The sequence below is a fragment of the Cryobacterium glucosi genome, assembly GCF_004402235.1.
GTDB lineage: Bacteria > Actinomycetota > Actinomycetes > Actinomycetales > Microbacteriaceae > Cryobacterium > Cryobacterium glucosi.
The window spans coordinates 13576-34637 of the sequence record NZ_SOFS01000035.1 but is presented as its reverse complement, the minus strand read 5'-3'; the positions used below and the strand labels follow the sequence as shown (position 1 = coordinate 34637).

At 67.3% G+C, this 21062-nt stretch carries 22 protein-coding genes; 5 read left to right on the top strand and 17 right to left on the bottom strand.

The features are described from left to right. Genes E3O46_RS14955 through E3O46_RS14945 form a run of 3 tightly spaced genes read right to left on the bottom strand, consistent with a single transcriptional unit; the run spans nucleotide 1 to nucleotide 4393 of the window. Nucleotides 1-1989, bottom strand: coding sequence for an ABC transporter ATP-binding protein (locus E3O46_RS14955; protein WP_134561992.1), 1989 nt, complete (start codon nucleotides 1987-1989; stop codon nucleotides 1-3). Further along, complete coding sequence (locus E3O46_RS14950; RefSeq protein WP_134561991.1) at nucleotides 1986-3719, bottom strand: ABC transporter ATP-binding protein; 1734 nt, start codon at nucleotides 3717-3719, stop codon at nucleotides 1986-1988. Before E3O46_RS14950 ends, E3O46_RS14955 begins: the two co-directional genes overlap by 4 nt. A gap of 8 nt (nucleotides 3720-3727) precedes the next feature. After that, entirely contained in the window at nucleotides 3728-4393 is a 666-nt protein-coding gene (locus tag E3O46_RS14945) for a TetR/AcrR family transcriptional regulator (RefSeq protein ID WP_134561990.1), read from the bottom strand. A gap of 123 nt (nucleotides 4394-4516) precedes the next feature. Between E3O46_RS14945 and E3O46_RS14940 the strand changes: the two genes are divergently transcribed. The 4 genes from E3O46_RS14940 (at nucleotide 4517) to E3O46_RS14925 (ending at nucleotide 7554) form a co-directional block, all read left to right on the top strand. Further along, nucleotides 4517-5077, top strand: a complete 561-nt coding sequence (locus tag E3O46_RS14940) for a TetR/AcrR family transcriptional regulator (RefSeq protein ID WP_134448176.1) — start codon at nucleotides 4517-4519, stop codon at nucleotides 5075-5077. Between the two features lie 150 nt (nucleotides 5078-5227). After that, nucleotides 5228-6316, top strand: coding sequence for a medium chain dehydrogenase/reductase family protein (locus E3O46_RS14935; RefSeq protein ID WP_206750901.1), 1089 nt, complete (start codon nucleotides 5228-5230; stop codon nucleotides 6314-6316). 120 nt (nucleotides 6317-6436) lie between these two features. Next, a complete protein-coding gene (locus E3O46_RS14930; protein WP_134561989.1) occupies nucleotides 6437-6937 on the top strand; it encodes a methylated-DNA--[protein]-cysteine S-methyltransferase in 501 nt (166 codons plus the stop codon). A 41-nt stretch (nucleotides 6938-6978) separates the two neighbouring features. After that, on the top strand, nucleotides 6979-7554 hold the full coding sequence (locus tag E3O46_RS14925; RefSeq protein WP_134558704.1) for a DNA-3-methyladenine glycosylase I: 576 nt from the start codon (nucleotides 6979-6981) through the stop codon (nucleotides 7552-7554). 91 nt (nucleotides 7555-7645) lie between these two features. On the opposite strand, the gene E3O46_RS14920 is transcribed toward E3O46_RS14925, so the two are convergent. The 14 genes from E3O46_RS14920 to prmC form a co-directional block, all read right to left on the bottom strand. Continuing rightward, nucleotides 7646-8626, bottom strand: coding sequence for a malate dehydrogenase (locus E3O46_RS14920; RefSeq protein ID WP_134558690.1), 981 nt, complete (start codon nucleotides 8624-8626; stop codon nucleotides 7646-7648). A gap of 47 nt (nucleotides 8627-8673) precedes the next feature. After that, a complete protein-coding gene (locus E3O46_RS14915) occupies nucleotides 8674-9444 on the bottom strand; it encodes a YaaA family protein (protein WP_134561988.1) in 771 nt (256 codons plus the stop codon). Between the two features lie 17 nt (nucleotides 9445-9461). After that, a complete protein-coding gene (locus tag E3O46_RS14910) occupies nucleotides 9462-9728 on the bottom strand; it encodes a F0F1 ATP synthase subunit epsilon (RefSeq protein WP_134448166.1) in 267 nt (88 codons plus the stop codon). 2 nt (nucleotides 9729-9730) lie between these two features. Continuing rightward, nucleotides 9731-11194 carry a F0F1 ATP synthase subunit beta gene (atpD, locus tag E3O46_RS14905; protein WP_134448164.1) on the bottom strand — a complete coding sequence of 488 codons (1464 nt, stop codon included), beginning with the start codon at nucleotides 11192-11194 and terminating at the stop codon, nucleotides 9731-9733. 18 nt (nucleotides 11195-11212) lie between these two features. After that, a complete protein-coding gene (locus tag E3O46_RS14900; protein WP_134448163.1) occupies nucleotides 11213-12115 on the bottom strand; it encodes a F0F1 ATP synthase subunit gamma in 903 nt (300 codons plus the stop codon). 51 nt (nucleotides 12116-12166) lie between these two features. After that, complete coding sequence (gene atpA, locus E3O46_RS14895) at nucleotides 12167-13804, bottom strand: F0F1 ATP synthase subunit alpha (protein ID WP_134448325.1); 1638 nt, start codon at nucleotides 13802-13804, stop codon at nucleotides 12167-12169. 87 nt (nucleotides 13805-13891) lie between these two features. Then, a complete protein-coding gene (locus tag E3O46_RS14890; protein ID WP_134561987.1) occupies nucleotides 13892-14689 on the bottom strand; it encodes a F0F1 ATP synthase subunit delta in 798 nt (265 codons plus the stop codon). Further along, nucleotides 14689-15237, bottom strand: coding sequence for a F0F1 ATP synthase subunit B (locus tag E3O46_RS14885; RefSeq protein ID WP_134558703.1), 549 nt, complete (start codon nucleotides 15235-15237; stop codon nucleotides 14689-14691). The genes E3O46_RS14890 and E3O46_RS14885 overlap by 1 nt, the downstream gene beginning before the upstream one ends. Nucleotides 15238-15270: 33 nt before the next feature. Then, a complete protein-coding gene (gene atpE / locus E3O46_RS14880; protein WP_134448159.1) occupies nucleotides 15271-15507 on the bottom strand; it encodes an ATP synthase F0 subunit C in 237 nt (78 codons plus the stop codon). Between the two features lie 48 nt (nucleotides 15508-15555). After that, nucleotides 15556-16344, bottom strand: a complete 789-nt coding sequence (gene atpB, locus E3O46_RS14875) for a F0F1 ATP synthase subunit A (RefSeq protein ID WP_134448157.1) — start codon at nucleotides 16342-16344, stop codon at nucleotides 15556-15558. Between the two features lie 175 nt (nucleotides 16345-16519). Beyond that, the gene (locus E3O46_RS14870; protein ID WP_134448155.1) at nucleotides 16520-16996 is read right to left on the bottom strand and encodes a Cg1360 family ATP-synthase-associated protein; all 477 of its coding nucleotides are present in this window, start codon (nucleotides 16994-16996) and stop codon (nucleotides 16520-16522) included. Further along, nucleotides 16993-18216 carry an MraY family glycosyltransferase gene (locus E3O46_RS14865; protein ID WP_134448150.1) on the bottom strand — a complete coding sequence of 408 codons (1224 nt, stop codon included), beginning with the start codon at nucleotides 18214-18216 and terminating at the stop codon, nucleotides 16993-16995. Before E3O46_RS14865 ends, E3O46_RS14870 begins: the two co-directional genes overlap by 4 nt. Nucleotides 18217-18218: 2 nt before the next feature. Then, nucleotides 18219-19013, bottom strand: a complete 795-nt coding sequence (locus E3O46_RS14860; protein WP_134448148.1) for an L-threonylcarbamoyladenylate synthase — start codon at nucleotides 19011-19013, stop codon at nucleotides 18219-18221. Nucleotides 19014-19062: 49 nt separating this feature from the next. Then, nucleotides 19063-19977: a peptide chain release factor N(5)-glutamine methyltransferase gene (gene prmC / locus E3O46_RS14855; RefSeq protein ID WP_420897749.1), complete on the bottom strand. Its 915-nt coding sequence runs from the start codon at nucleotides 19975-19977 to the stop codon at nucleotides 19063-19065. A gap of 133 nt (nucleotides 19978-20110) precedes the next feature. Between prmC and cysK the strand changes: the two genes are divergently transcribed. Beyond that, the gene (gene cysK, locus E3O46_RS14850; protein WP_134448145.1) at nucleotides 20111-21049 is read left to right on the top strand and encodes a cysteine synthase A; all 939 of its coding nucleotides are present in this window, start codon (nucleotides 20111-20113) and stop codon (nucleotides 21047-21049) included. The last annotated feature ends 13 nt before the right edge of the window (nucleotides 21050-21062 follow it).

Sequence of the window (21062 nt, the reverse complement as noted above, 5' to 3'; positions counted from 1 at the left end):
CTAGACCTCGTCGGTGACGGGAGCGGCGAACTGGGAGTTGTAGAGGGCGAAGTACGCGCCCCCGGCGAGCAGCAGTTCCTCGTGCGTGCCGAGCTCGACGATCCGGCCGGACTCCATCACGAGGATGAGGTCGGCGTCGCGGATCGTGGAGAGCCGGTGCGCGATCACGAAGCTCGTGCGGTCGGCGCGGAGCGCGCTCATCGCCTTCTGCACGAGCACCTCGGTGCGGGTGTCGACGGAGCTCGTCGCCTCGTCGAGGATCAGCACGCTCGGCTTCGCGAGGAACGCCCGTGCGATCGTCAGCAACTGCTTCTCACCGGCGCTGACGTTGCCGCCCTCGTCGTCGAGCACCGTGTCGTAGCCGTCCGGCAGCGAGTGCACGAACCGGTCGACGTAGGTGGCGCGCGCGGCGGCCTGGATGTCCTCCTCCGAAGCGTCCGGACGGCCGTAGGCGATGTTCTCCCGGATCGTGCCGCCGAACAGCCAGGTGTCCTGCAGGACCATGCCCATCCTGCCGCGCAGGTCGTCCCTGGTCATCTTCGCGATGTCGATGCCGTCGAGGGTGATCCGGCCGGAGTCCAGCTCGTAGAAGCGCATCATCAGGTTGACCAGGGTCGTCTTGCCCGCCCCGGTCGGACCGACGATCGCGACCGTCTGGCCCGGTTCCGCGACGAGGTTGATGTGCTCGATGAGCGGCTGGTCTGCCGAGTAGCTGAACGACACGTCCTCGAAGGTGAGCCGGCCGTGGTTGTCCGTCGGGCTCTCAGCGGGCTCGGGGTCTGCGCTCTGCTCTTCGGCGTCGAGCAGGCTGAAGACGCGCTCAGCGGATGCGACGCCGGACTGCAGCAGGTTGGCCATCGACCCGAGCTGCGCGAGCGGCTGGGTGAACTGGCGCGAGTACTGGATGAAGGCCTGCACGTCACCGAGCTGCATGGCGCCGGAGGCGACCTGCAGCCCGCCGACGACGGCGATGCCGACGTAGACGAGGTTGCCGATGAACGTCATCGCTGGCATGATCAGGCCGCTGATGAACTGGGCGCCGAAGCTCGCGACGTAGAGTTCCTCGTTCTTGGCCGCGAAGCGCTCCTCGACCTCCTTCTGGCGTCCGAACACCTTGACGAGGGCGTGGCCGGTGAACGTCTCCTCGATCTGGCCGTTGAGCTCGCCGGTGTTGGTCCACTGGCCGACGAAGAGCTTCTGCGAGCGCTTCGCGATCAGCATCGTCGTCACGAGGGTGAGCGGGATCGTGACGAGGGCGATCAGGGCCAGGAGCGGCGAGAGCAGGAACATCATCACGATGACGCCGACCACGGTCAGCAAAGACGTGACGATCTGGCTCATCGACTGCTGCAGGCTCTGCGAGACGTTGTCGACGTCGTTCGTCACGCGGCTGAGCAGCTCGCCGCGCTGAACGGTGTCGAAGTACTTGAGCGGAAGCCGGTTGATCTTCGCTTCGATCTCCGCGCGGAGGCGGAACACCGTGCGCTGTACGACGCCGTTGAGCACGTAGGCCTGGATCCAGCTGAACGCCGAGGACAGCACGTAGAGGATCATCGCCCAGAGCAGAACGGTGGAGAGCGCGGCGAAGTCGATGCCGAGGCCCGGGGTCAGGGTCATGCCGCTCAACAGGTCGGCCTTGCCGGTGTCGCCGGAGGCGCGGAGGCCCGCGATGACCTGGTCCTGGGTGACCCCGGCCGGGAGCGCCTTCGAGACGATGCCCGCGAAGATCAGGTTGGTGCCCTGGCCGAGGAGGCGCGGGCCGATCACGGAAAAGGTGACGCTGATCACGGCGAGCACGACGACGACCAGGAGCCAGAGCCGTTCCGGCCGGAGCTTGCCCATCAGGCGCTTGGCGGAGGGGCCGAAATTCATGGCCTTCTCCACGGGCATGCTCATTCCGCCCATCGGGCCGTGGCCGCCGCCGGGACCGCGTCCGCCTGGCCCGCGGGCCGGTGCTGCCGCCGCGGGGCGTTCGGTTGACTCGCTCATGCTGCTTCCTCCGCTGTGAGCTGTGAAGACACGATTTCCTGGTAGGTCGTGTTGGTGTCGAGGAGCTCCTCGTGGGTGCCCCGTCCGACGATCCGGCCGTCCTCGAGAACGAGGATCTGGTCGGCGTCGATGATCGTCGACACCCGCTGGGCGACGATGATCATCGTGGCCCCGTCGGTGCCGACCTTGAGCGCCGCCCGGAGCCGGGCATCCGTTGCGAGGTCGAGCGCGGAGAAGGAGTCGTCGAAGATGTAGATCTCCGGCCGTTTGACCAGGGCCCGCGCGATCGCGAGCCGTTGCCGCTGCCCGCCGGAGACGTTGGTGCCGCCCTGGGAGATGGGCGCGTCGAGGCCTTCTGGCATCTCCTCGACGAAGTCCTTCGCCTGCGCGATCGTGAGCGCCTGCCAGAGTTCGGCTTCGGTCGCGTCAGGCTTGCCGTAGAGCAGGTTGCTGCGCACGGTGCCGGAGAACAGGTAGGGCTTCTGCGGCACGAGGCCGATGTGACCCCAGAGCAGGTCGGGGTTGAGCTCGCGCACACCGACGCCGTCGACGAGCACGGTGCCGCTCGTCGTGTCGAAGAGCCGTGGGATCAGGTTGATCAGGGTGGTCTTTCCGGAGCCGGTGCTGCCGATGATCGCGGTCGTCTCGCCGGAACGGGCGAGGAAGCTCACGTTGCTGAGCACGGGCTGCGCGGCGCCGGGGTATTCGAAGCCCACGTCGAGCAGTTCGAGCTCGCCGTGGCCGACGGTGGCGTTGACCGGGTTCTGCGGCGGGCGCACGCTCGACGGGGTGGCGAGCACCTCGCCGATGCGGTCGGCGGAGACGGTCGCCCTCGGGATCATCACGGCCATGAAGGTCGCCATCATGACGGCCATCAGGATCTGCATCAGGTAGCTGAGGAACGCGATCAGGGTACCGACCTGCATCGAGCCGTCCTGGATCCGGAAGGCGCCGAACCAGATCACGGCGACGCTCGACACGTTCAGCACGAGCATCACGATCGGGAACATCAGCGCCATCAGGCGGCCGGCGCGAAGTGCAACGTCGGTGACGTCCTCGTTGGCGACCGCGAAGCGGGCCGTCTCCCGGTCCTCGCGCACGAAGGCGCGAATGACCCGTATGCCGGTGAGCTGTTCCCGGAGGACCCGGTTGACGGTGTCGATCTTGACCTGCATCGTGCGGAACAGGGGAATCATCCGCACGATGATGAGCCCGACGGCGATGAGGAGGACCGGAACGCTCACGGCGATCAGCCAGGACAGCTGCACGTCCTGGCGAATGGCCATGATCACGCCGCCGATGGAAAGGATCGGGGCGGAAACCATCAGGGTCGAGGTCATCAGCACGAGCATCTGCACCTGCTGCACGTCGTTCGTGGAGCGGGTGATCAGCGACGCGGCGCCGAACCGGGTCACCTCCTGCTCGGAGAACTCGCCGACCCGGGTGAAGACCGCGCCGCGCAGGTCGCGGCCCAGGGCCATGGCCGACTTCGCGCCGAAGTAGACGGCGATGATCGAACAGATGATCTGCGCCAGGGTGATCAGCAGCATCAGCCCGCCGGTGCGGAGGATGTAGCCGGTGTCACCGGTGGCGACGCCCTGGTCGATGATGTCGGCGTTGAGCGTCGGCAGGTACAGCGAAGCGATCGACTGCGCGAGCTGGAACACCACCACCGCCGTCAACAGCCGCCAGTATGGCCGTAAGTACTTCACGAGTAATTTCCAGAGCATCGGTTCTCCTAGGGCAAAGCGGGGATCAGGGTGGCGTCTGTGGCCGGCGCGGGGGCCGGGAGGGTGGTGTCGACGAGTGGTGAGCCGGGCGCCGTCGGGCCGGGCGCGGGGGATCCGTCGATCCCGTGCAGGATCAGGGCGGCGATCTCGGCGTCGTCGAACTCGGGCCCGTTACGGACGTGAGGGACCGACGCGGCCAGGGTCAGCATCCGGATGACCTGGGCCGCACGCTCGGCGGACACCGTGAGCCGGTCGAGGTCCGGCGCGAGGATCCGCGCGATGATCTCGACGAATTCCCGTCGAGAGTCGTCGCCGGGGTGCGGGCCGCGGTGGCCGATCACGGACATCAGGCTGAACACCGTCGTGAACCGGTCCCGCATCAGGGCGACGATCGCGGTGATGCGTTGCTCGAGGGGCAGGGTGGTGTCGATGCCGCGCAGCCGGCGCCGGAACGGTTCGGGGTCGACCTGCCGGGCGACGACGGCATCGATCAGGTCGTCCTTGCTGTCGAAGGCCCGGAAAATGGTGCCCTCCGCAATACCGGCCCTGTCGGCGATCTGCCGGGTCGTGACGGCGTTCCCGTGCTCGAGCAGCAACGGAAGGGTCGCTTCGATGAGCATCGCCCTCCGGTCCTCGACCGGCAGCGGCTTGGCACGGGGCGGCTTGGCTGACATCCCCCCAGCTTAGATGAGTGAGCGCTCACTCACAAGCGGATGCCCGGCGAATTTCTCGTGAACAGCCGTCGGCTTCCGGAAACTGCTTGCACACTCCCCGAGAGTGAGTGTACAGTCACTCACATGCCAGCCCCCACCGTTCGCCTGTCCACCGCCGAAGCGCGCCGATCGATCGTGATCGACAGCGCGATCGAGGTGTTCGCGCGGACCGGGTACCTCGGCACGCCGATCGCGGCGATCGCCGAACACGCCAGGATCTCCCCCGCCTACGTCTCCAAACTGTTCCCGAACAAGGAGGCGCTCTTCGTCGCCGCACTGGACGAATGCTTCGATCGTGCGGGGGCCGCCCTTTCCCGCGGGGCGGACACCGGCGTCGACCGGAGCCCCGACGGCATCCTCTCCGCGATGGGCGGCGCATACGCCGACCTCATCGCCGACAGGTCGCTCCTGATGCTCCAGGTGCATGCGCAGTCCGCCGCCACCGTTCCCGAGATCGGTGCGGCGCTCCGGCGGGGCATCGAATCGATCACGACTCTGGTCCGCTCACGCTCGGGGGCATCGGACGAAGCGGTGCAGCGCTTCGTCGCCTACGGCCAGCTCTGCCACCTCATCGTCACCACCGGACTCGACGAGGTACCGGCCGAGTGGGCGCGCCTGCTCACGGCCGGCATCCGCCACCCCTGACGCGCTCCCCCTCACCGGGCCCCGCAGCCCGACCCAGCATTCGTCACTCTCGCATCGTTCATTCTCGCCATCAGTGAGTGATCAGTCACCCACTTTCCGTTTCCGACACGACACCAACACCAACACCAACACCAACACCAGGAGAACACCATGACGAACAACATCCAGCCCGCAATGACACCCGCGACGGCCACCGCTACACCGAACGCCTCCCCCACGCTCACCACCGAGATCGTGATGCCCGGCGTGGTCGAACCGGACGGCTTCCAGATCCGGCGGCGGATGCTGCCGGCACCGTCCCGGGGCCAGGCCCGGGTGCGCGTCGAGGCGAGCGGCATCTCGTTCGCCGAACAGTCGATGCGTCGCGGGCGCTACCCCGGCCAGCCCGCGTTCCCGTTCGTTCCCGGCTACGACCTCGTCGGCGTCGTCGAGGCCGTCGGCCCGGGCGTCGATTCCGCTCTCATCGGCGGGCGTGTCGCCGCAGCGACCAAGACCGGCGGCTGGGCGAGCGAAGCGCTCGTGCCCGCCGCCGACCTCGTGCCGGTGCCAGCCGGGCTCGATCCGGCGATCATCGAGTCTGTCATCGTCAACGGGATCACCGCCTGGCAGATGCTGCACCGGAAGGCGCGTGTCGAGAGCGGCCAGACCATCCTCGTGCACGGGGCGAGCGGCGGAGTCGGCACGATTCTCGTGCAGCTCGCCCGCCACGCGGGAATCCGGGTGATCGGAACGGCCGCTCCCCGGCACCATGAGGCCCTCCGCGGCCTCGGGGTCGAGCCGGTCGACTACTCGGACCCGGACCTCGCCGCCCGCGTCCGCGAGCTCGCCCCCAGCGGTGTCCACGCCGCCTTCGACCACCTCGGCCTCGCGAGCGCCCGGATCTCGAAGAGCCTGCTTGCTCGCGGAGGCACCCTGGTCTCGTACGGCATCGCCTCGGCCCTCAAGGACACCGGGTCCCTCCTGCCGCTCTTCATCGGGCTGCTCGCCCGGCTCACCCTCTGGAACACCCTGCCGGGCGGCCACCGCGCCCTGTTCTACGACTTCTGGGCCGGGCACCGGGTCACGCCGACCGCCTATCGCAGGCACCACAGGGAGGACCTCACCGCGGTCCTCGACCTCGTCGAGCGCGGCATCGTCACCCCGCAGATCGCCGCACGGTTCCCGCTCGTCGAGGCCGCGGCCGCGATGCGGCTCGCGGAGTCGCGCAGCGCCCTCGGCAAGGTGATCCTGATCCCCTGAGCCGCGGCATCCGGCCCGGGCACGGATGCCGCGCCTCCCCACCAGACGCGGCTCGCGCCGGGTTTTCCCCAGGTCCGAAACCCGCCAGAGGCGCGCGCGGACGCCGACTACAGTCGAACCATGGACAGCATCCCGACCGCCTTGATCCGTCTCCCCAGCCCCATCGGCCGGCTGGAACTCACCGGCGACGACGTCGGCGTCCTCACGCTCGCCATCGAGCGCGACGGGCACCTGCCGCTCGAAACCCAGCCGGAGCACCCCTCCCCCGTGCTCGAAGAAGCCGCGAAACAGCTCACCGAGTACTTCGCGGGCACCCGCACCCGTTTCGACGTTCCGATGCACCTCGCCGGCGGCACCGCATTCCAGCGTGCGGTCTGGGCGCGCCTCGACGAGCTCGACTTCGGAACGGTCACGAGTTACGGCGAACTCGGCCTCTCCATCGACCGGCCGGGCTCCGGGCGAGCGATCGGCGGGGCCGTCGGCGCGAACCCGCTGCCGATCCTGATCGGCTGCCACCGCGTGCTCGCGAGCAACGGCCGCATCACCGGCTACAGCGGCGGCAGCGGCATCCCGACCAAGGAGTGGTTGCTCGGCCACGAGGGCATCGAGTACCGTTCGTGACCGACCCGGCACCCAGGGGCGGTGCGACGGCACTCCCGGCGGTGCCCCCGAGCGCCCTCCGCACCGGTGACGACGGAGTCGTACGCTGCGCGTGGGCGAACGGCGACCCCGAGTACCGCCGGTACCACGACGAGGAGTGGGGTCGCCCCCTCCGCGACGATGAGCGGCTCTTCGAGAAGCTCTGCCTCGAGGGGTTCCAGGCCGGGCTCTCCTGGATCACGATCCTTCGTCGTCGACCGGCGTTCCGTGCGGCGTTCCACGGCTTCGACGTCGACAGGGTCGCGGCCATGACCGCGGCCGACGTCGAACGGCTCCTCGACAACGCCGCCATCATCCGGCACCGCGGCAAGATCGAGGCCGCGATCGGCAATGCCAGGGTCACCCAGAACCTCGGCGAGAGTCTCAGCGACCTGATCTGGAGCTTCGCTCCGCCCGCCCGCGCCATCCGGCCGCGGGAACTCGGAGACGTCCCGGCGATCACCCCGGATTCGACGGCGCTCAGCAAGGATCTCCGCACCCGCGGCTACCGTTTCGTCGGCCCGACGACGATGTACGCGCTGATGCAGTCCGCGGGCCTCGTCGACGACCACATCGCCGGCTGCCACCGCGCCCCCTGACCGAGCGAGAGTTCCTTTTCCGGTCGAGAGTGACCGACGCATCTGGCACTTTCGACCGGAAAGGTAACCCTGGCCGAGAGTGAAGAGGCGGTCAGCGGGCGGCGGGAAGAAGGCCGAGGGCGCGCACGTGGTCGCGTTCCTCGATGAGTTCGGCAACGGATGCGTCGATCCGGGTCCGGGAGAAGGCGTTCAGTTCGAGGCCCTGCACGATCTGCCACTGGCCGTCGACCGACCGCACCGGGAAGGAGCAGACCAGGCCCTCCGGCACCCCGTATGAGCCGTCGGAGACGATTGCGGCGGATGTCCAGCGCGCGCCGGTGCCGTGCACCCAGTCGTAGACGTGGTCGATCGTCGCCTCGGCTGCCGACCCCGCCGAGGAGGCGCCGCGCGCGGTGATGATCTCGTAGCCGCGCTTCTCGACCCGCGGAATGAAGGTTCCGGCGAGCCAGTCCTCGTCGACGAGCTCGCGAACCGGTCGCCCAGCGGCCGTCGCGTGGAAGACGTCCGGATACTGCGTCGCCGAGTGGTTGCCCCAGATGGCGAGGCCGTCGATCTCGGAGACGTGCACCCCGAGCCGCACCGCGAGCTGGGCGACGCCGCGGTTGTGGTCGAGCCGGGTCAGCGCGGTGAAGCGCTCGGCGGGAATGTCCGGGGCGAACGCGGCGGCGACGAGCGCGTTCGTGTTGGCCGGGTTGCCCACGACGAGCACGCGAACGTCGGATGCCGCCCCCGCGTTGATGGCGGTGCCGTGCGGCCCGAAGATGCGGCCGTTCCCCTCGAGAAGCGCAACGCGTTCCTCGCCGATGCCGCGCGGACGGGAGCCCACGAGGAGGGCGACGTTCACCCCGTCGAAGGCGCGCGTGGGGTCATCCGTCACCATCACGTCCCGCAACAGTGGGAAGGCGCAGTCCTCGAGTTCGAGGGCCGTCCCCGCCGCGGCGGCGAGCCCGGCCGGGATTTCGAGGAGCCGGAGGTTGACCGGAGTCGTCGGGCCGAACATCTGGCCGGACGCGATCCGGAAGAGCAGCGCGTAGCCGATCTGGCCGCCGGCGCCGGTTACGGTGACATTCATCGTTGGAGTGGACACGCTGCCAGCATACGGCCGGGTGCCGGGGTTCGTCAGGCGAGGGCCCTGGCGAGCGGCGCGTCTTCCAGAAGCTCGAGCGAGGCGGGCCCCGCCGCACGCAGGGTGAAGCCGGCGCCGGGAGCCCAGTCCAGCAAGTCGTCGAGGGTCGCGAGCTCGGGGGCGCTCCGGATCAGGGCACGGGTGAACCGGCCCTTCGCGGTCTTGTTGAAGTGGTTGAGGGCGCGCACCTGCCCGTCGGGGGTCTCCGTCACGACGCGGAGCACGACCGAGCCGACCCGGGCCGGTGCGGCACCGAGGGCGACGTAGCCCGCGGAGCGGAGGTCGAGCACGAGGCCGGGCTCCTGGGCGAGCAGTGCCGCGATGCGCGGGCCCCAGTGCTGCTTCAGCACGAGTCCGGGCAGCCGGCTCGTCGTCGACAGCCGGTAGGCCGGAATCGGATCGAGGGCGCCGATCGGACCGAACAGGGCCGAGTGGACCAGCACGTGGGCCGCGGCCCAGTCGCGGTCGGCGAGGGTCAGGGTCTGGGCGTCGAGCGCGTCGTAGAGCACTCCGGTGTACCGGTCGAGGGCCGCCGTCGTCGGGGCGGTTGTGAGCGCCCGGTTGTGGGCGACCTCGCCGGACTGGGTGCGGCCGAGCTTGAGGGCGGCCATCATGGCTTCGGGGTGCCGGGCGAGTGAGCGCAGCTCACGCACGAGTACCCGCCGCTGAGCGTTCAGCGACGGGTACCTGAGGTGATTCAGATCGAGCGGTTCGCCGGTACCGCCTGTGCGTTTCGTCTCGGACGGCGGCAGCAGGAGCAGCACGGGCTAGATCGACACGGCTAGACGAGCCCCGCTTTGCGCGCGACGATCGTGACCTGGTTGTTGGCGACCGACAGGAAGCCGTCCTCCGCCTGCGCGACGATCTTCTCGCCGCCGGGCAGGGTCAGGCGCACTTCGCCGCTCGCCAGGATGGCGAGCAACGGCTCGTGGCCAGGCAGGATGCCGATCTGGCCTTCGACGGTGCGCGCGACGACCATGGTCGCCTCGCCGGACCAGACTTCCTGGTCGGCAGAGACGACGCTGACGGTGAGCGGGGCTCCTGCCATGGCTAGTCGTTCTCCTTCTGGATTTTCGCCCACTTCTCTTCGACGTCGGAGATGCCACCGACGTTGAAGAATGCCTGCTCGGCGACGTGGTCGAAGTCACCATTGGCGATCGCGGTGAAGGATTCGATGGTGTCCTTGAGCGAAACCGTCGAGCCCTCGACACCGGTGAACTTCTTCGCCATGTAGGTGTTCTGCGAGAGGAACTGCTGGATGCGACGGGCCCGCGAAACGGTGACCTTGTCTTCCTCGGAGAGTTCGTCAACACCGAGGATCGCGATGATCTCCTGGAGTTCCTTGTTCTTCTGGAGGATCGCCTTGACGCGGACGGCCGTGTTGTAGTGGTCGACGCCCAGGTAACGGGGGTCGAGGATACGGCTGGTCGAGGTGAGCGGGTCGACGGCCGGGTAGAGGCCCTTCGACGCGATCTCGCGGGACAGCTCGGTCGTGGCGTCGAGGTGGGCGAAGGTCGTCGCCGGTGCCGGGTCGGTGTAGTCGTCAGCGGGCACGTAGATGGCCTGCAGCGACGTGATCGAGTGGCCACGGGTCGAGGTGATGCGCTCCTGGAGGATGCCCATCTCGTCGGCCAGGGTCGGCTGGTAGCCCACGGCGCTCGGCATGCGACCCAGCAGGGTCGACACCTCGGAGCCGGCCTGGGTGAAGCGGAAGATGTTGTCGATGAAGAGCAACACGTCCTGCTTGGCGACGTCGCGGAAGTACTCGGCCATGGTCAGCGCGGAGAGGGCGACGCGGAGACGCGTTCCCGGCGGCTCGTCCATCTGGCCGAACACGAGGGCGGTCTTGTCGAAGACTCCGGCCTCTTCCATTTCCTTGATGAGGTCGTTGCCCTCACGGGTGCGCTCGCCGACTCCGGCGAACACCGAGACACCGCCGTGGTCCTGCGCGACGCGCTGGATCATTTCCTGGATCAGGACGGTCTTGCCGACGCCGGCTCCACCGAAGAGGCCGATCTTGCCGCCGAGGACGTACGGCGTGAGCAGGTCGATGACCTTGATGCCGGTCTCGAACAGCTGGGTCTTGGCCTCGAGCTGGTCGAAGGGCGGCGGCTTGCGGTGGATGGGCCAGCGCTCCGTGATCTCGATCTTCTCGCCGGGCTCGGCGTTGAGCACCTCACCGATGGCGTTGAAGACGCGGCCCTTGGTGACCTCGCCGACCGGAACCATGATGGGAGCTCCGGTGTCCCGGACCTCCTGGCCGCGGACGAGGCCGTCGGTCGGGTTCAGCGCGATCGCTCGGATCAGGTCGTCTCCGAGGTGCAGGGCGACCTCGAGGGTGATCTCAGTGGAGACGTCACCGATGACGATGGTGGTCTTCAGTGCGTTGTACATGCCCGGGATCGAGTCGTGCGCGAACTCGATGTCGACGACCGGGCCCGTGACGCGGGCGATCCGGCCGACGGCAACGGTCGGGGCCGGCGCGTGGACTGGCGCGGTTGCGATGTCAGTCATTGCTCTCTCTTCTCTGGTTTAGTTCTTGGCGGATGAGAGCGCATCGGCCCCACCCACGATCTCGGAAATCTGCGAGGTGATCTCGGTCTGCCTGGCGTTGTTGGACAGCCGGGTGAAGGTCGTGATCAACTTGTCGGCGTTGTCGGCGGCCGACTGCATCGCCTTCTGGCGTGCTGCGTGCTCGGCGGCGGCCGACTGGAGCATCGCGTTGAACACGCGACTCTCGATGTACACCGGCAGGAGCGCGTCCAGGACCGTCTCGACGTCCGGCTCGAATTCGTAGAGCGGCAGGACCTGCCCGTCTCCGGGCTCCTCCACGCCTTCGACGACCTCGAGGGGAAGCAGGCGGACGACCTGGGGCACCTGGGTGACCATGCTCACGAAGCGGTTGAACACCACGTGAATCTCGTCGACGCCACCGTCTTCGGCATCGCGAAGAAAGGTCTCGAGCAGCGACTCGCTGATCTCCCGCGCAATCTCGAACTGCGGCTGGTCGGTGCCGCCGGTCCAGACCCGCTCGGACGCACGCCGGCGGAAGCCGAAGTAGGCAACAGCCTTGCGTCCGACGAGGAAGTAGACGACGTCCTTGCCCTGGCTGCGCAGCAGTTCGCTGAGTGACTCCGCTTCGCGCAGCACCTGGGAACTGAATGCTCCCGCGAGGCCTCGGTCCGACGTGAAGATGACGACCGCGGCGCGCTCGATCTTCTCCGGTTCGGTGGTCAGAACGTGCGCGACGTTGGAATACGTCGCGACGGCCGAGACCGCCCGGGTGATCGACTGCGAATACGGAGTCGAGGCCGAAACCCTCGCCCTCGCCTTCTGAATGCGCGAGGCCGAAATCAACTCCATGGCCCGAGTGATCTTCTTCATCGTCTGGGCAGACTTGATCTTCTGCCGGTAGACCCGAAGTTGCGCTCCCATGTGTCTCCTGTGCTTCCTTCTCAGTGAATAGTGGTTGTCTCAGCGCGCGGGTTAGCGGCGGTGCTTGACAATCTTTTCCTGGTTCACGTCGTCGGCGGTGATCGCTTCGAACTGTTCCTTGCCGACGGAGGCGAGCGGCTTGCCCTCACCGGTCTGGAATTCGCGCTTGAAGACGCTGACCTCACGCTCGAGGATCTCAACGGTCTCATCGCTCAGCACGTTCGTGTCGCGCAGCGTCTTCAACACCTCGGTGTTGCGTCCGAGGTGGTCGAGGAGGCCACGCTCGAAACGGAGCACGTCCTCGACGGGAACCTCGTCGAACTTGCCGGTCGTGCCTGCCCAGATCGAGACGACCTGGTCCTCGACCGGATACGGCGAGTACTGCGGCTGCTTGAGCAGCTCGGTCAGGCGGGCGCCGCGGGCGAGCTGGCGACGGCTGGCGGCGTCGAGGTCGGATGCGAACATCGCGAAGGCCTCGAGCGAGCGGTACTGCGCCAGTTCGAGCTTGAGCGTTCCGGAGACCTTCTTGATCGACTTGACCTGCGCATCGCCACCGACGCGCGAGACCGAGATACCCACGTCGACCGCCGGACGCTGGTTGGCGTTGAAGAGGTCGGACTGCAGGAAGATCTGGCCGTCGGTGATCGAGATCACGTTGGTCGGGATGTACGCAGACACGTCGTTCGCCTTGGTCTCGATGATCGGCAGGCCGGTCATCGATCCCGCGCCGAGCGCGTCGGACAGCTTGGCGCAACGCTCGAGCAGACGGGAGTGCAGGTAGAACACATCGCCGGGGTACGCTTCGCGTCCCGGCGGACGACGCAGCAGCAGCGAAACGGCGCGGTAGGCCTCCGCCTGCTTGGACAGGTCGTCGAAGATGATGAGGACGTGCTTGCCCGCGTACATCCAGTGCTGGCCGATTGCCGAACCGGTGTACGGCGCGAGGTACTTGAAGCCGGCCGGGTCGGACGCCGGGGAGGCGACGATGGTCGTGTACTCCATCACGCCGGCATCCTCGAGCGCGCCCTTGACGGCGGCGATCGTGGAGCCCTTCTGGCCGATGGCGACGTAGATGCAGCGAACCTGCTTGTTCACGTCTCCCGAGGCCCAGTTGGCCTTCTGGTTGATGATGGTGTCGATCGCGATGGCGGTCTTGCCGGTCTGGCGGTCACCGATGATGAGCTGGCGCTGTCCGCGGCCGATCGGGATCATCGCGTCGATCGCCTTGATGCCGGTCTGCATCGGCTCGTGCACGGACTTGCGGTCCATGACGCCGGGCGCCTGCAGCTCGAGGGCACGACGGCCTTCGCTCTCGATCGGGCCGAGGCCGTCGATCGGGGCGCCGAGCGGGTCCACGACGCGACCGAGGTAGCCGTCGCCGACGGGAACGGAGAGCACCTCTCCGGTGCGGTGCACCTCCATGCCTTCGACGATGCCGGCGAACTCGCCGAGCACGACAACACCGATCTCGTCTTCGTCGAGGTTCTGGGCGAGGCCCAGGGTGCCATCGGCGAACTTGATGAGCTCGTTGGCCATCACGCTGGGCAGGCCCTCGACGTGGGCGATACCGTCGCCGGCTGTCGTGACGTAGCCGACCTCCGCGGTCGCGGTCTTGCTCGGCTCGTAGGACTTGACGAAGTCCTGGAGAGCATCGCGGATCTCATCGGGGCTGATCGTTAGTTCTGCCATCATCTTCCCTTTCCCGTACGGCTGTACAGGTTCTGTCTTGAACGAAGCGTTGCCGCTCGTGGTTTTTCTGTTCCGTCTGACCAGAGGTCAGCCGGCAAGCTGGAGTCGCAAATCCTTGAGGCGGGTGGCGATGGTGCCGTCGATGACGTCGTCACCGATCTGCACGCGGACACCGCCGACGAGGGAGCGGTCGATGACCTGGTTGATCGTCAGCGTACGTCCGTATCGTGCCGTGAGGCTGGTGCGCAGGCGCTCCAGCTGTGCGGAACTCAGTAGCTCGGCCGTCGAGACGGTCGTGATCGCGGTGCCGCCCTCGTCCGCGACGATTGTCGCGGAGAAACGCAGGAGTGCACCGATGCGACGGCCGCGGGGCTGCTGCACGAGGTGGCGCACGATCACGAGGGTCTGTTCCGAAACCTTGCCGGTGAGCAGGGAATCGATGAGCCCGACCTTGGCGCTGACCGCGCCGAGCTTCGAGGCAAGTGCCAGTTCGAGTTCACCGTTCGACGCGACGGCCGTTCCGAATTCGAACAATTCCGCTTCCACGGCACCCGCGACCGGGGCAGAGGCCGCAACGGCCCGCAGCCCCAGTTCTTCGATGCCGGCGAGCAGGTCGGAGTGACTCGACCAGCGCGCGGCGGCCACCGACTGGAGCAGGTCCAGTGCCGTGGGGGTCAGTTTCGCCGAGAACACGGCGGCAACGAGTGCCGCCTTGGCTGCGGCATCCGCGGCGGGATCGACCAGGGCAGACAGCAGCTGCGCAGAGTCGCCGATGACACGGCCGGAGTCGAGCAGGCCTTCGCCCGTTGCGAGATCGGTCGTTCGGCCGTGGGCGGCGAGAACCGCCCTCGTTGAGGCCAAAGCTTCCCTGGTGGCGCTTCCCATTACTTAGCTGCTTTCTCCGAGGCCTCAAGGTCGGCCAGGAAACGGTCGACGATGGCACTCGCCTTCGCGTCGTCCGTCAGGCTTTCGCCGATGACACCGGACGCGAGGTCGATGGCCAGGGTGCCGACTTCGGCACGGAGGGACAGGACTGCCGCCTGACGTTCCGCTTCGATCTGGGCCTTGGCACTCGCGGTGATGCGGGCCGCCTCAGCGCCGGCCTGCTCCTTGAGTTCGGAGATGATCTTCTGGCCGTCCGCACGGGCTACGTCGCGGATCTTGCCTGCTTCCGCACGGGCGTCGGCGAGCTGGGCCGTGTACTGCTCGAGAGCGGCCTCGGCCTTGCGCTGGGCGTCATCCGCCTTGGCGATGTTGCCCTCGATGGCCTCAGCACGGTCGTCGAGCATCTTCTGCATCCTCGGAAGGATGAGCTTCCAGAAGAAGAACAGAATCACGACAAAGCACACCGCGGACCAAATGATGTCCGGCCATGCGGGAAGGAGCGGGTTGTGCGCCTCTTCCGCGGCGGCTGCAATTACTGCGTGAAGCATCATGCCTCCATATCTAGGTGAAAAAGAGGACGATTAGGACGTGAAGATGAAGTACGTTGCGATACCGATGAACGCGAGCGCCTCGGTGAAGGCGATGCCGATGTACATCAGGACCTGGAGCTGGCCGGCCAGTTCGGGCTGACGAGCAACGCCCTCGATGGTCTTGCCGACGACGATACCCACGCCGATTGCCGGGCCGATTGCGGCGAGGCCGTAACCGACAGTGGCGATGTTTCCTGAGATTGCCGCGAGAACGGTAGTTGCGTCCACGTTTGTTTCCTTCCGTTGTGACGAATACGGCGAGTGCCGGGTTCGAGGTTAGTGTTCTTCAGCCACCGCGAGCTGGATGTAAACGGCGGTGAGCAGGGCGAAGATATACGCCTGGAGCACGGCGATCAGCACCTCGAAGAGGGTGAACGCGAGTCCGAAGACGAGGGTGCCCGCACCGAAGAGCTTGAAGGCTCCATCGGCCGTGAAGAAGAAGAACTGGGTCGCCGTGAAGAACAGCACCAGCAGCAGGTGGCCGACGATCATGTTCATCAGCAGTCGCAGGGTCAGCGTGACCGGGCGCACGAGGAAGGTCGAGATGAACTCGATCGGCGTCACGATGATGTAGAGCGCCTTCGGCACGCCGGGCGGGAAGAGCGAGTTCCGGACGAAGTTGCCCGGGTTCTTCTTGAGGCCGGCGTAGATGAAGGTGCAGTACGAGATGACGGCGAGGAGCAGCGGAACGCCGATCACCGACGTGCCCGCGATGTTGAAGAACGGGATCGGTCCGGTGAGGTTCATGAACAGCACGAGGAAGAAGATCGTCGTGAGGAGAGGCAGGAAACGCTTGCCCTCCTTCTTGCCGAGGATGCTTTCCGCGATGTTGACCCTGGCGAAGTCGAGGCCCATCTCCACGAGGCTCTGCAGCCGGGTCGGTACGACCTTCATGCGGCGCGTGCCGAGCCAGAAGAGCAGGATCAGGGCGGCCATCGCAATGAAGCGGATGAGCATGATCCGGTTGATCTCGAATGGCGTCCCAACGAAGAAGACGCCCTCGGGGAAGAACTCATTGATGGATGGACCTTGGAAGGTACCGTCGCCGGTAGCCAACGGGAGCATCAGGTTTACGGCGGTTTCTAGCAGCGCTTTCTCCTGGTTCGGGGCGGGGAGCTCTGCTCTCGCGAAGACGAAAAATGGGTCGGAACGTCGAGCACGACAAAAGCAGCGCTGCGGGGCGAACCGGTCATTACCCTACCAAGAAACCCACCTCGGGCCGAATCCTGCGGGTGAATATTCATCGGTTTTTCTGTTCTCCGCTGCGGGGCAGATCACTCACGTACGGAACGCGGCTCTTGCGGATGACCACCACGTCAACGATCAGGGATCCGATGACGCCGGCGATGATACTCAGGAACAGCACGACCGGCTGCACCCAGGGCTGCCCCTTGAGCAGCACGACGAGCACGAGGAAGATCACGAACTTGAGCAGCCACCCGCCCAGGACGATTCCGAAGAACGCGCCGACGGCCGCTGCGGTCCCGGCGAAGCGGTTGGCGATCAGGATGCTCCCTGCCGTGATCCCCATGAACACGAGCGCCATCCCGGTGCCGATCAGGGCGCTGAGCACTCCGATGCCGCCGGCGGCGAGCCCGCCGGCGATCATCCCGACCACGGCGATGCCGCCGGCGAGGTAGCCGCCGTAGACGAGGATGCTGCGGAACACCCGGTTGGACGTCGGCTGCAGGGATCCGGCTGGCTGGGTGGCGCTCATACGTGCTCCTCGGCTTGCGTCGATGCCTCGTCGAGGCGATCGAGCTTCACGATGTCGTGGGGAAGGGTGGCTGGGTGGGCGAGCTGGGTGGCCGCTTCGATCTTCTTGGAGCGGCTGAGCGGCGCGAGGGTCACGATCGTGCAGGCGACCAGGGCGCAGATCAGGAAGATCGTCGCCCACCAGGTCTGCACGCCGAAGTAGACGGGCAACACGAAATAGAGCAGGCAACCGACGGCTACGGCGGCCGTCCACCCATAGAAGATCAGCACGGCGTGCAGGTGCGAGTGCCCCATGTCGAGCAGCCGGTGGTGCAGGTGCTTCCGGTCGGCGCTGAACGGGGACTTGCCCGCGCGCACCCGGCGGAACACGGCGAGTGCGAAATCGAGCAGCGGGATGATCAGGATCGCGAACGGCAACAGGATGGGGATGAACGCGGGAAAGAGCTGGGACCGGTTCACCGCGGTCGGGTCGACCTGGCCGGTGATCGCGATCGCCGAGGTCGCCATCAGGAGGCCGACGAGCATGGAGCCGGAGTCGCCCATGAAGATCTTGGCGGGACGCCAGTTGAGCGGTAGGAAGCCGATGCAGGCACCCACGAGGATCGCGGCGATCACCGAGGCGAGGTTGAAGTAGTTGCTCGGGGAGGTGTCCCGTACGAGCAGGTAGCTGTAGATGAAGAAGACGCCGTTGGCGATGAGGGCGACCCCGGCGACGAGGCCGTCGAGGCCGTCGATGAAGTTGATCATGTTCATCACGAGCACGATCACGAAGACGGTGATCAGGATCGACATCCACGAGGAGCCGACGGTGAGCCCGCCGATCGGGAGGGAGAGCACCTGGACGCCCTGCCAGGCGACGAGCCCTGCCGCGATGAACTGGCCGGCGAGCTTGGTCATCCAGTCGAGGTCCCAGAGGTCGTCCGCGACGCCGAGCAGCACGATCATCAGGGCGGCGCCGACGATGGCGAGGATCTGCTCAGGATCGGAGAAGACCAGCCGGAGCGGCGCGAACTGGGCGGAGATGAGGTAGGCGACCCCGAAGGCCGCGACAACGCCGAAGAAGATGGCGACCCCGCCGAGCCGGGGGGTCGGCCGGGTGTGCACGTCCCGCAGGCGGATCTTCGGATAGATCTTGTAGCGGTGGCTGACCTTGAGCACGACCCAGGAGAGGACGGCCGTGACAACAGCCGAGACGATGGCCAGCAGGACGAATACGGTCATGGCTAGCCCGCGACATCCGTTTCGGTCGAATCGCCGGTCGCGTCTTCGCGGGCGGATGCTGCGGGCACCTCGTCCTGCGGAGTCGCGGCAACGGGGGCGACGAAGCCTTCCGGTGCGAGCGCGTCGCCGACGACGGCTGCGAGGGCCTCCCGGGAGATCACGCCCTTCCGCACGATCACGAGCTTGCCGCCATTGGTGTGGAAGCCGGTCGCATCGATGATCGTCGAGGAGGTATCGCCGGCCCGGTCGCCGATCGGCTCGTAGCCGGTGCCGGCCGCTCCCCCGTCGAGGTAGACCTCGACGCTCTCGCCGAGCATCTCGGCGGCGGTCGCCGCGTCGACCGCTGACGGCAGGCCGCTCGTATTAGCACTCGAGACGGCGAGGGGGCCGGTGTCGGCGAGGAGATCGAGGGCAATCGGGTTGCTCGGCATCCGCAGGGCGACGGTGCCGCGGGTGTCGCCGAGGTCCCAGACCAGGGAGGGCTGGGCGTGGAGCACCACAGTCAGCCCGCCCGGCCAGAATTCCGCGACGAGCTCCCGCACGGGCTGAGGAATATTGACCGCGAGCGCGTCGAGGGTGCCGATACCCGGAATCAGCACGGGCGGCGGCGACTGCCGGCCGCGGCCCTTCGCGTCGAGCAGGCGTTGCACGGCCTCTGGGCTGAACGCGTCGGCGGCAAGGCCGTAGACCGTGTCGGTGGGGATGACGACGAGCGCGCCGCGAGCGATCGCCGAGCGTGCCAGTCTCATGCCGGTTGCGTAGTCCGAGACAACCGTGCAGTCGTAGATGCGTGTCATTGCGCCCAATTCTAGTGCAGGGGTGTTTCCCAAGGCTGGGAGTGGGGGGTCAGGGCGTAGGGCGGATGGCCGTGGTCGCCCGGTCGCGGGTGGTGTAGTCGCGGTGGGTCGCGGTCGCGCGCCAGCCGTCGCCGGCCAGCAGGGCACGGATGTCGCCGCCCTGCAGTTCGCCGTGCTCGATCACGAGCACTCCGCCGGGGCGCAGCAGGCGCAGGGCCGTCTGCGAGACGTGCCGGACGACGTCGAGGCCGTCCGCCCCGCCGAAGAGTGCGTGCGCGGGATCGAAGAGACGCACCTCGGGGTCGCGCGGCACGGCATCCGCCGGTATATAGGGAGGGTTCGAGATCAGGACGGCGACGGTGCCGTCGAGTTCGGCGAGGATGCCCGTGTCTGCGAGGTCGCCGAAGACGAGGGTCGCATTGGCCGCGTTCACCGCAGTGAAGTTGCGGGTCGTCCAGGCGAAGGCCTCCGGCGAGTTCTCGACGGACCAGATCCGCGCGTTCGGCACTTCGACGGCGAGGGAGAGCGCGATCGCGCCGCTCCCGGTGCCGAGGTCCACGCCGATCGGGTCAGGGTCGGGCACGGAGCGGAGGGCGTCGATCGCGAACTGGGCCACCTGCTCGGTCTCGGGTCGGGGTACGAAGACGCCCGGGCCGACGAGGAGTTCGATCGACCGGAACGGGGCTCGCCCGGTGATGTGCTGCAGCGGTTCGCGCAGGGCGCGGCGAGAGACGAGGACGTCGATAGCGGCGGCATCCGCCGACGTGACAGCGGTGCGAAGGATGACGGCGGCCTGCACCTCTCCGCGGCTCCGGCCGAGCGCGTGGCCGATCAGGAGGTCGGCGTCGACCTCGGGGTCGGCGATGCCGGCGGCGGCGAGGATGCCGATGGTGCGGGCACGGATCGTGTCCACCGCGTCCGGGACCGCTTCGCCCGCGTCGGGGGCGGAAAGAGTGCCGGGAATGGAATGGTCGTCGTCTTCAGTTGTCACACCTTGGAATGTAACGTAATGAAGCGCGCTCTCCCAATGCCGGAGCCGTAGGCTGGGCGAGGTTCCCGATCCGAATGACCCGATGACCCGACCGAAAGGCACTGCGATGACCGCACGCATCTACTCCGACATCACCAAGGCAGTTGGAGGGACACCGCTGGTCAAGCTCAACCGCCTCACGGCGGGCCTCGACGCGACCGTGCTCGTCAAGCTCGAGTTCTACAACCCCTCCGCGAGCGTCAAGGACCGGATCGGCATCGCGATCGTCGATGCCGCAGAGGCCTCCGGCGAACTCCTGCCCGGCGGCACCATCGTCGAGGGCACGAGCGGCAACACCGGCATCGCGCTCGCGCTCGTCGGAGCGGCCCGCGGCTACAAGGTCATCCTGGCGATGCCGGAGACCATGAGCAAGGAACGCCGCGTCCTCCTTCGCGCCTATGGCGCCGAGATCGTGCTGACCCCGGGGGCCGCCGGCATGCGCGGCGCCGTCGAGAAGGCCGAAGAGATCGTCGCGAACACGCCCGGTGCGATTCTCGCCCGTCAGTTCGACAACCCCGCCAACCCGGCGATCCACTTCGCGACGACCGGCGTTGAGATCTGGGACGACACCGAAGGCGCCGTCGACATCTTCGTCGCGGGCATCGGCACCGGCGGCACCATCACGGGCGCCGGACGACTGCTCAAGGAACGCAAGCCCTCCGTGCACATCGTCGGCGTCGAGCCGATCGACTCCCCGATCCTCACCGGCGGCAAGCCGGGTCCGCACAAGATCCAGGGCATCGGCGCGAACTTCATCCCGTCCGTTCTCGACACCGACCTCTACGATGAGGTGACCGATGTCACCCTCGCCGATTCCCTCACCACCGCTCGCGCACTCGCGACCGACGAGGGAATCCTTTCCGGCATCTCGGGCGGCTCCGCCGTCTGGGCGGCCATCGAGCAGGCGAAGAAGCCGGAGAATGCCGGCAAGACCATCGTCGCCATCCTCCCGAGCTTCGGAGAGCGTTACATCTCCACCGTGCTGTACGAGGACCTGCTCGACTAACAAGAACGGGAAC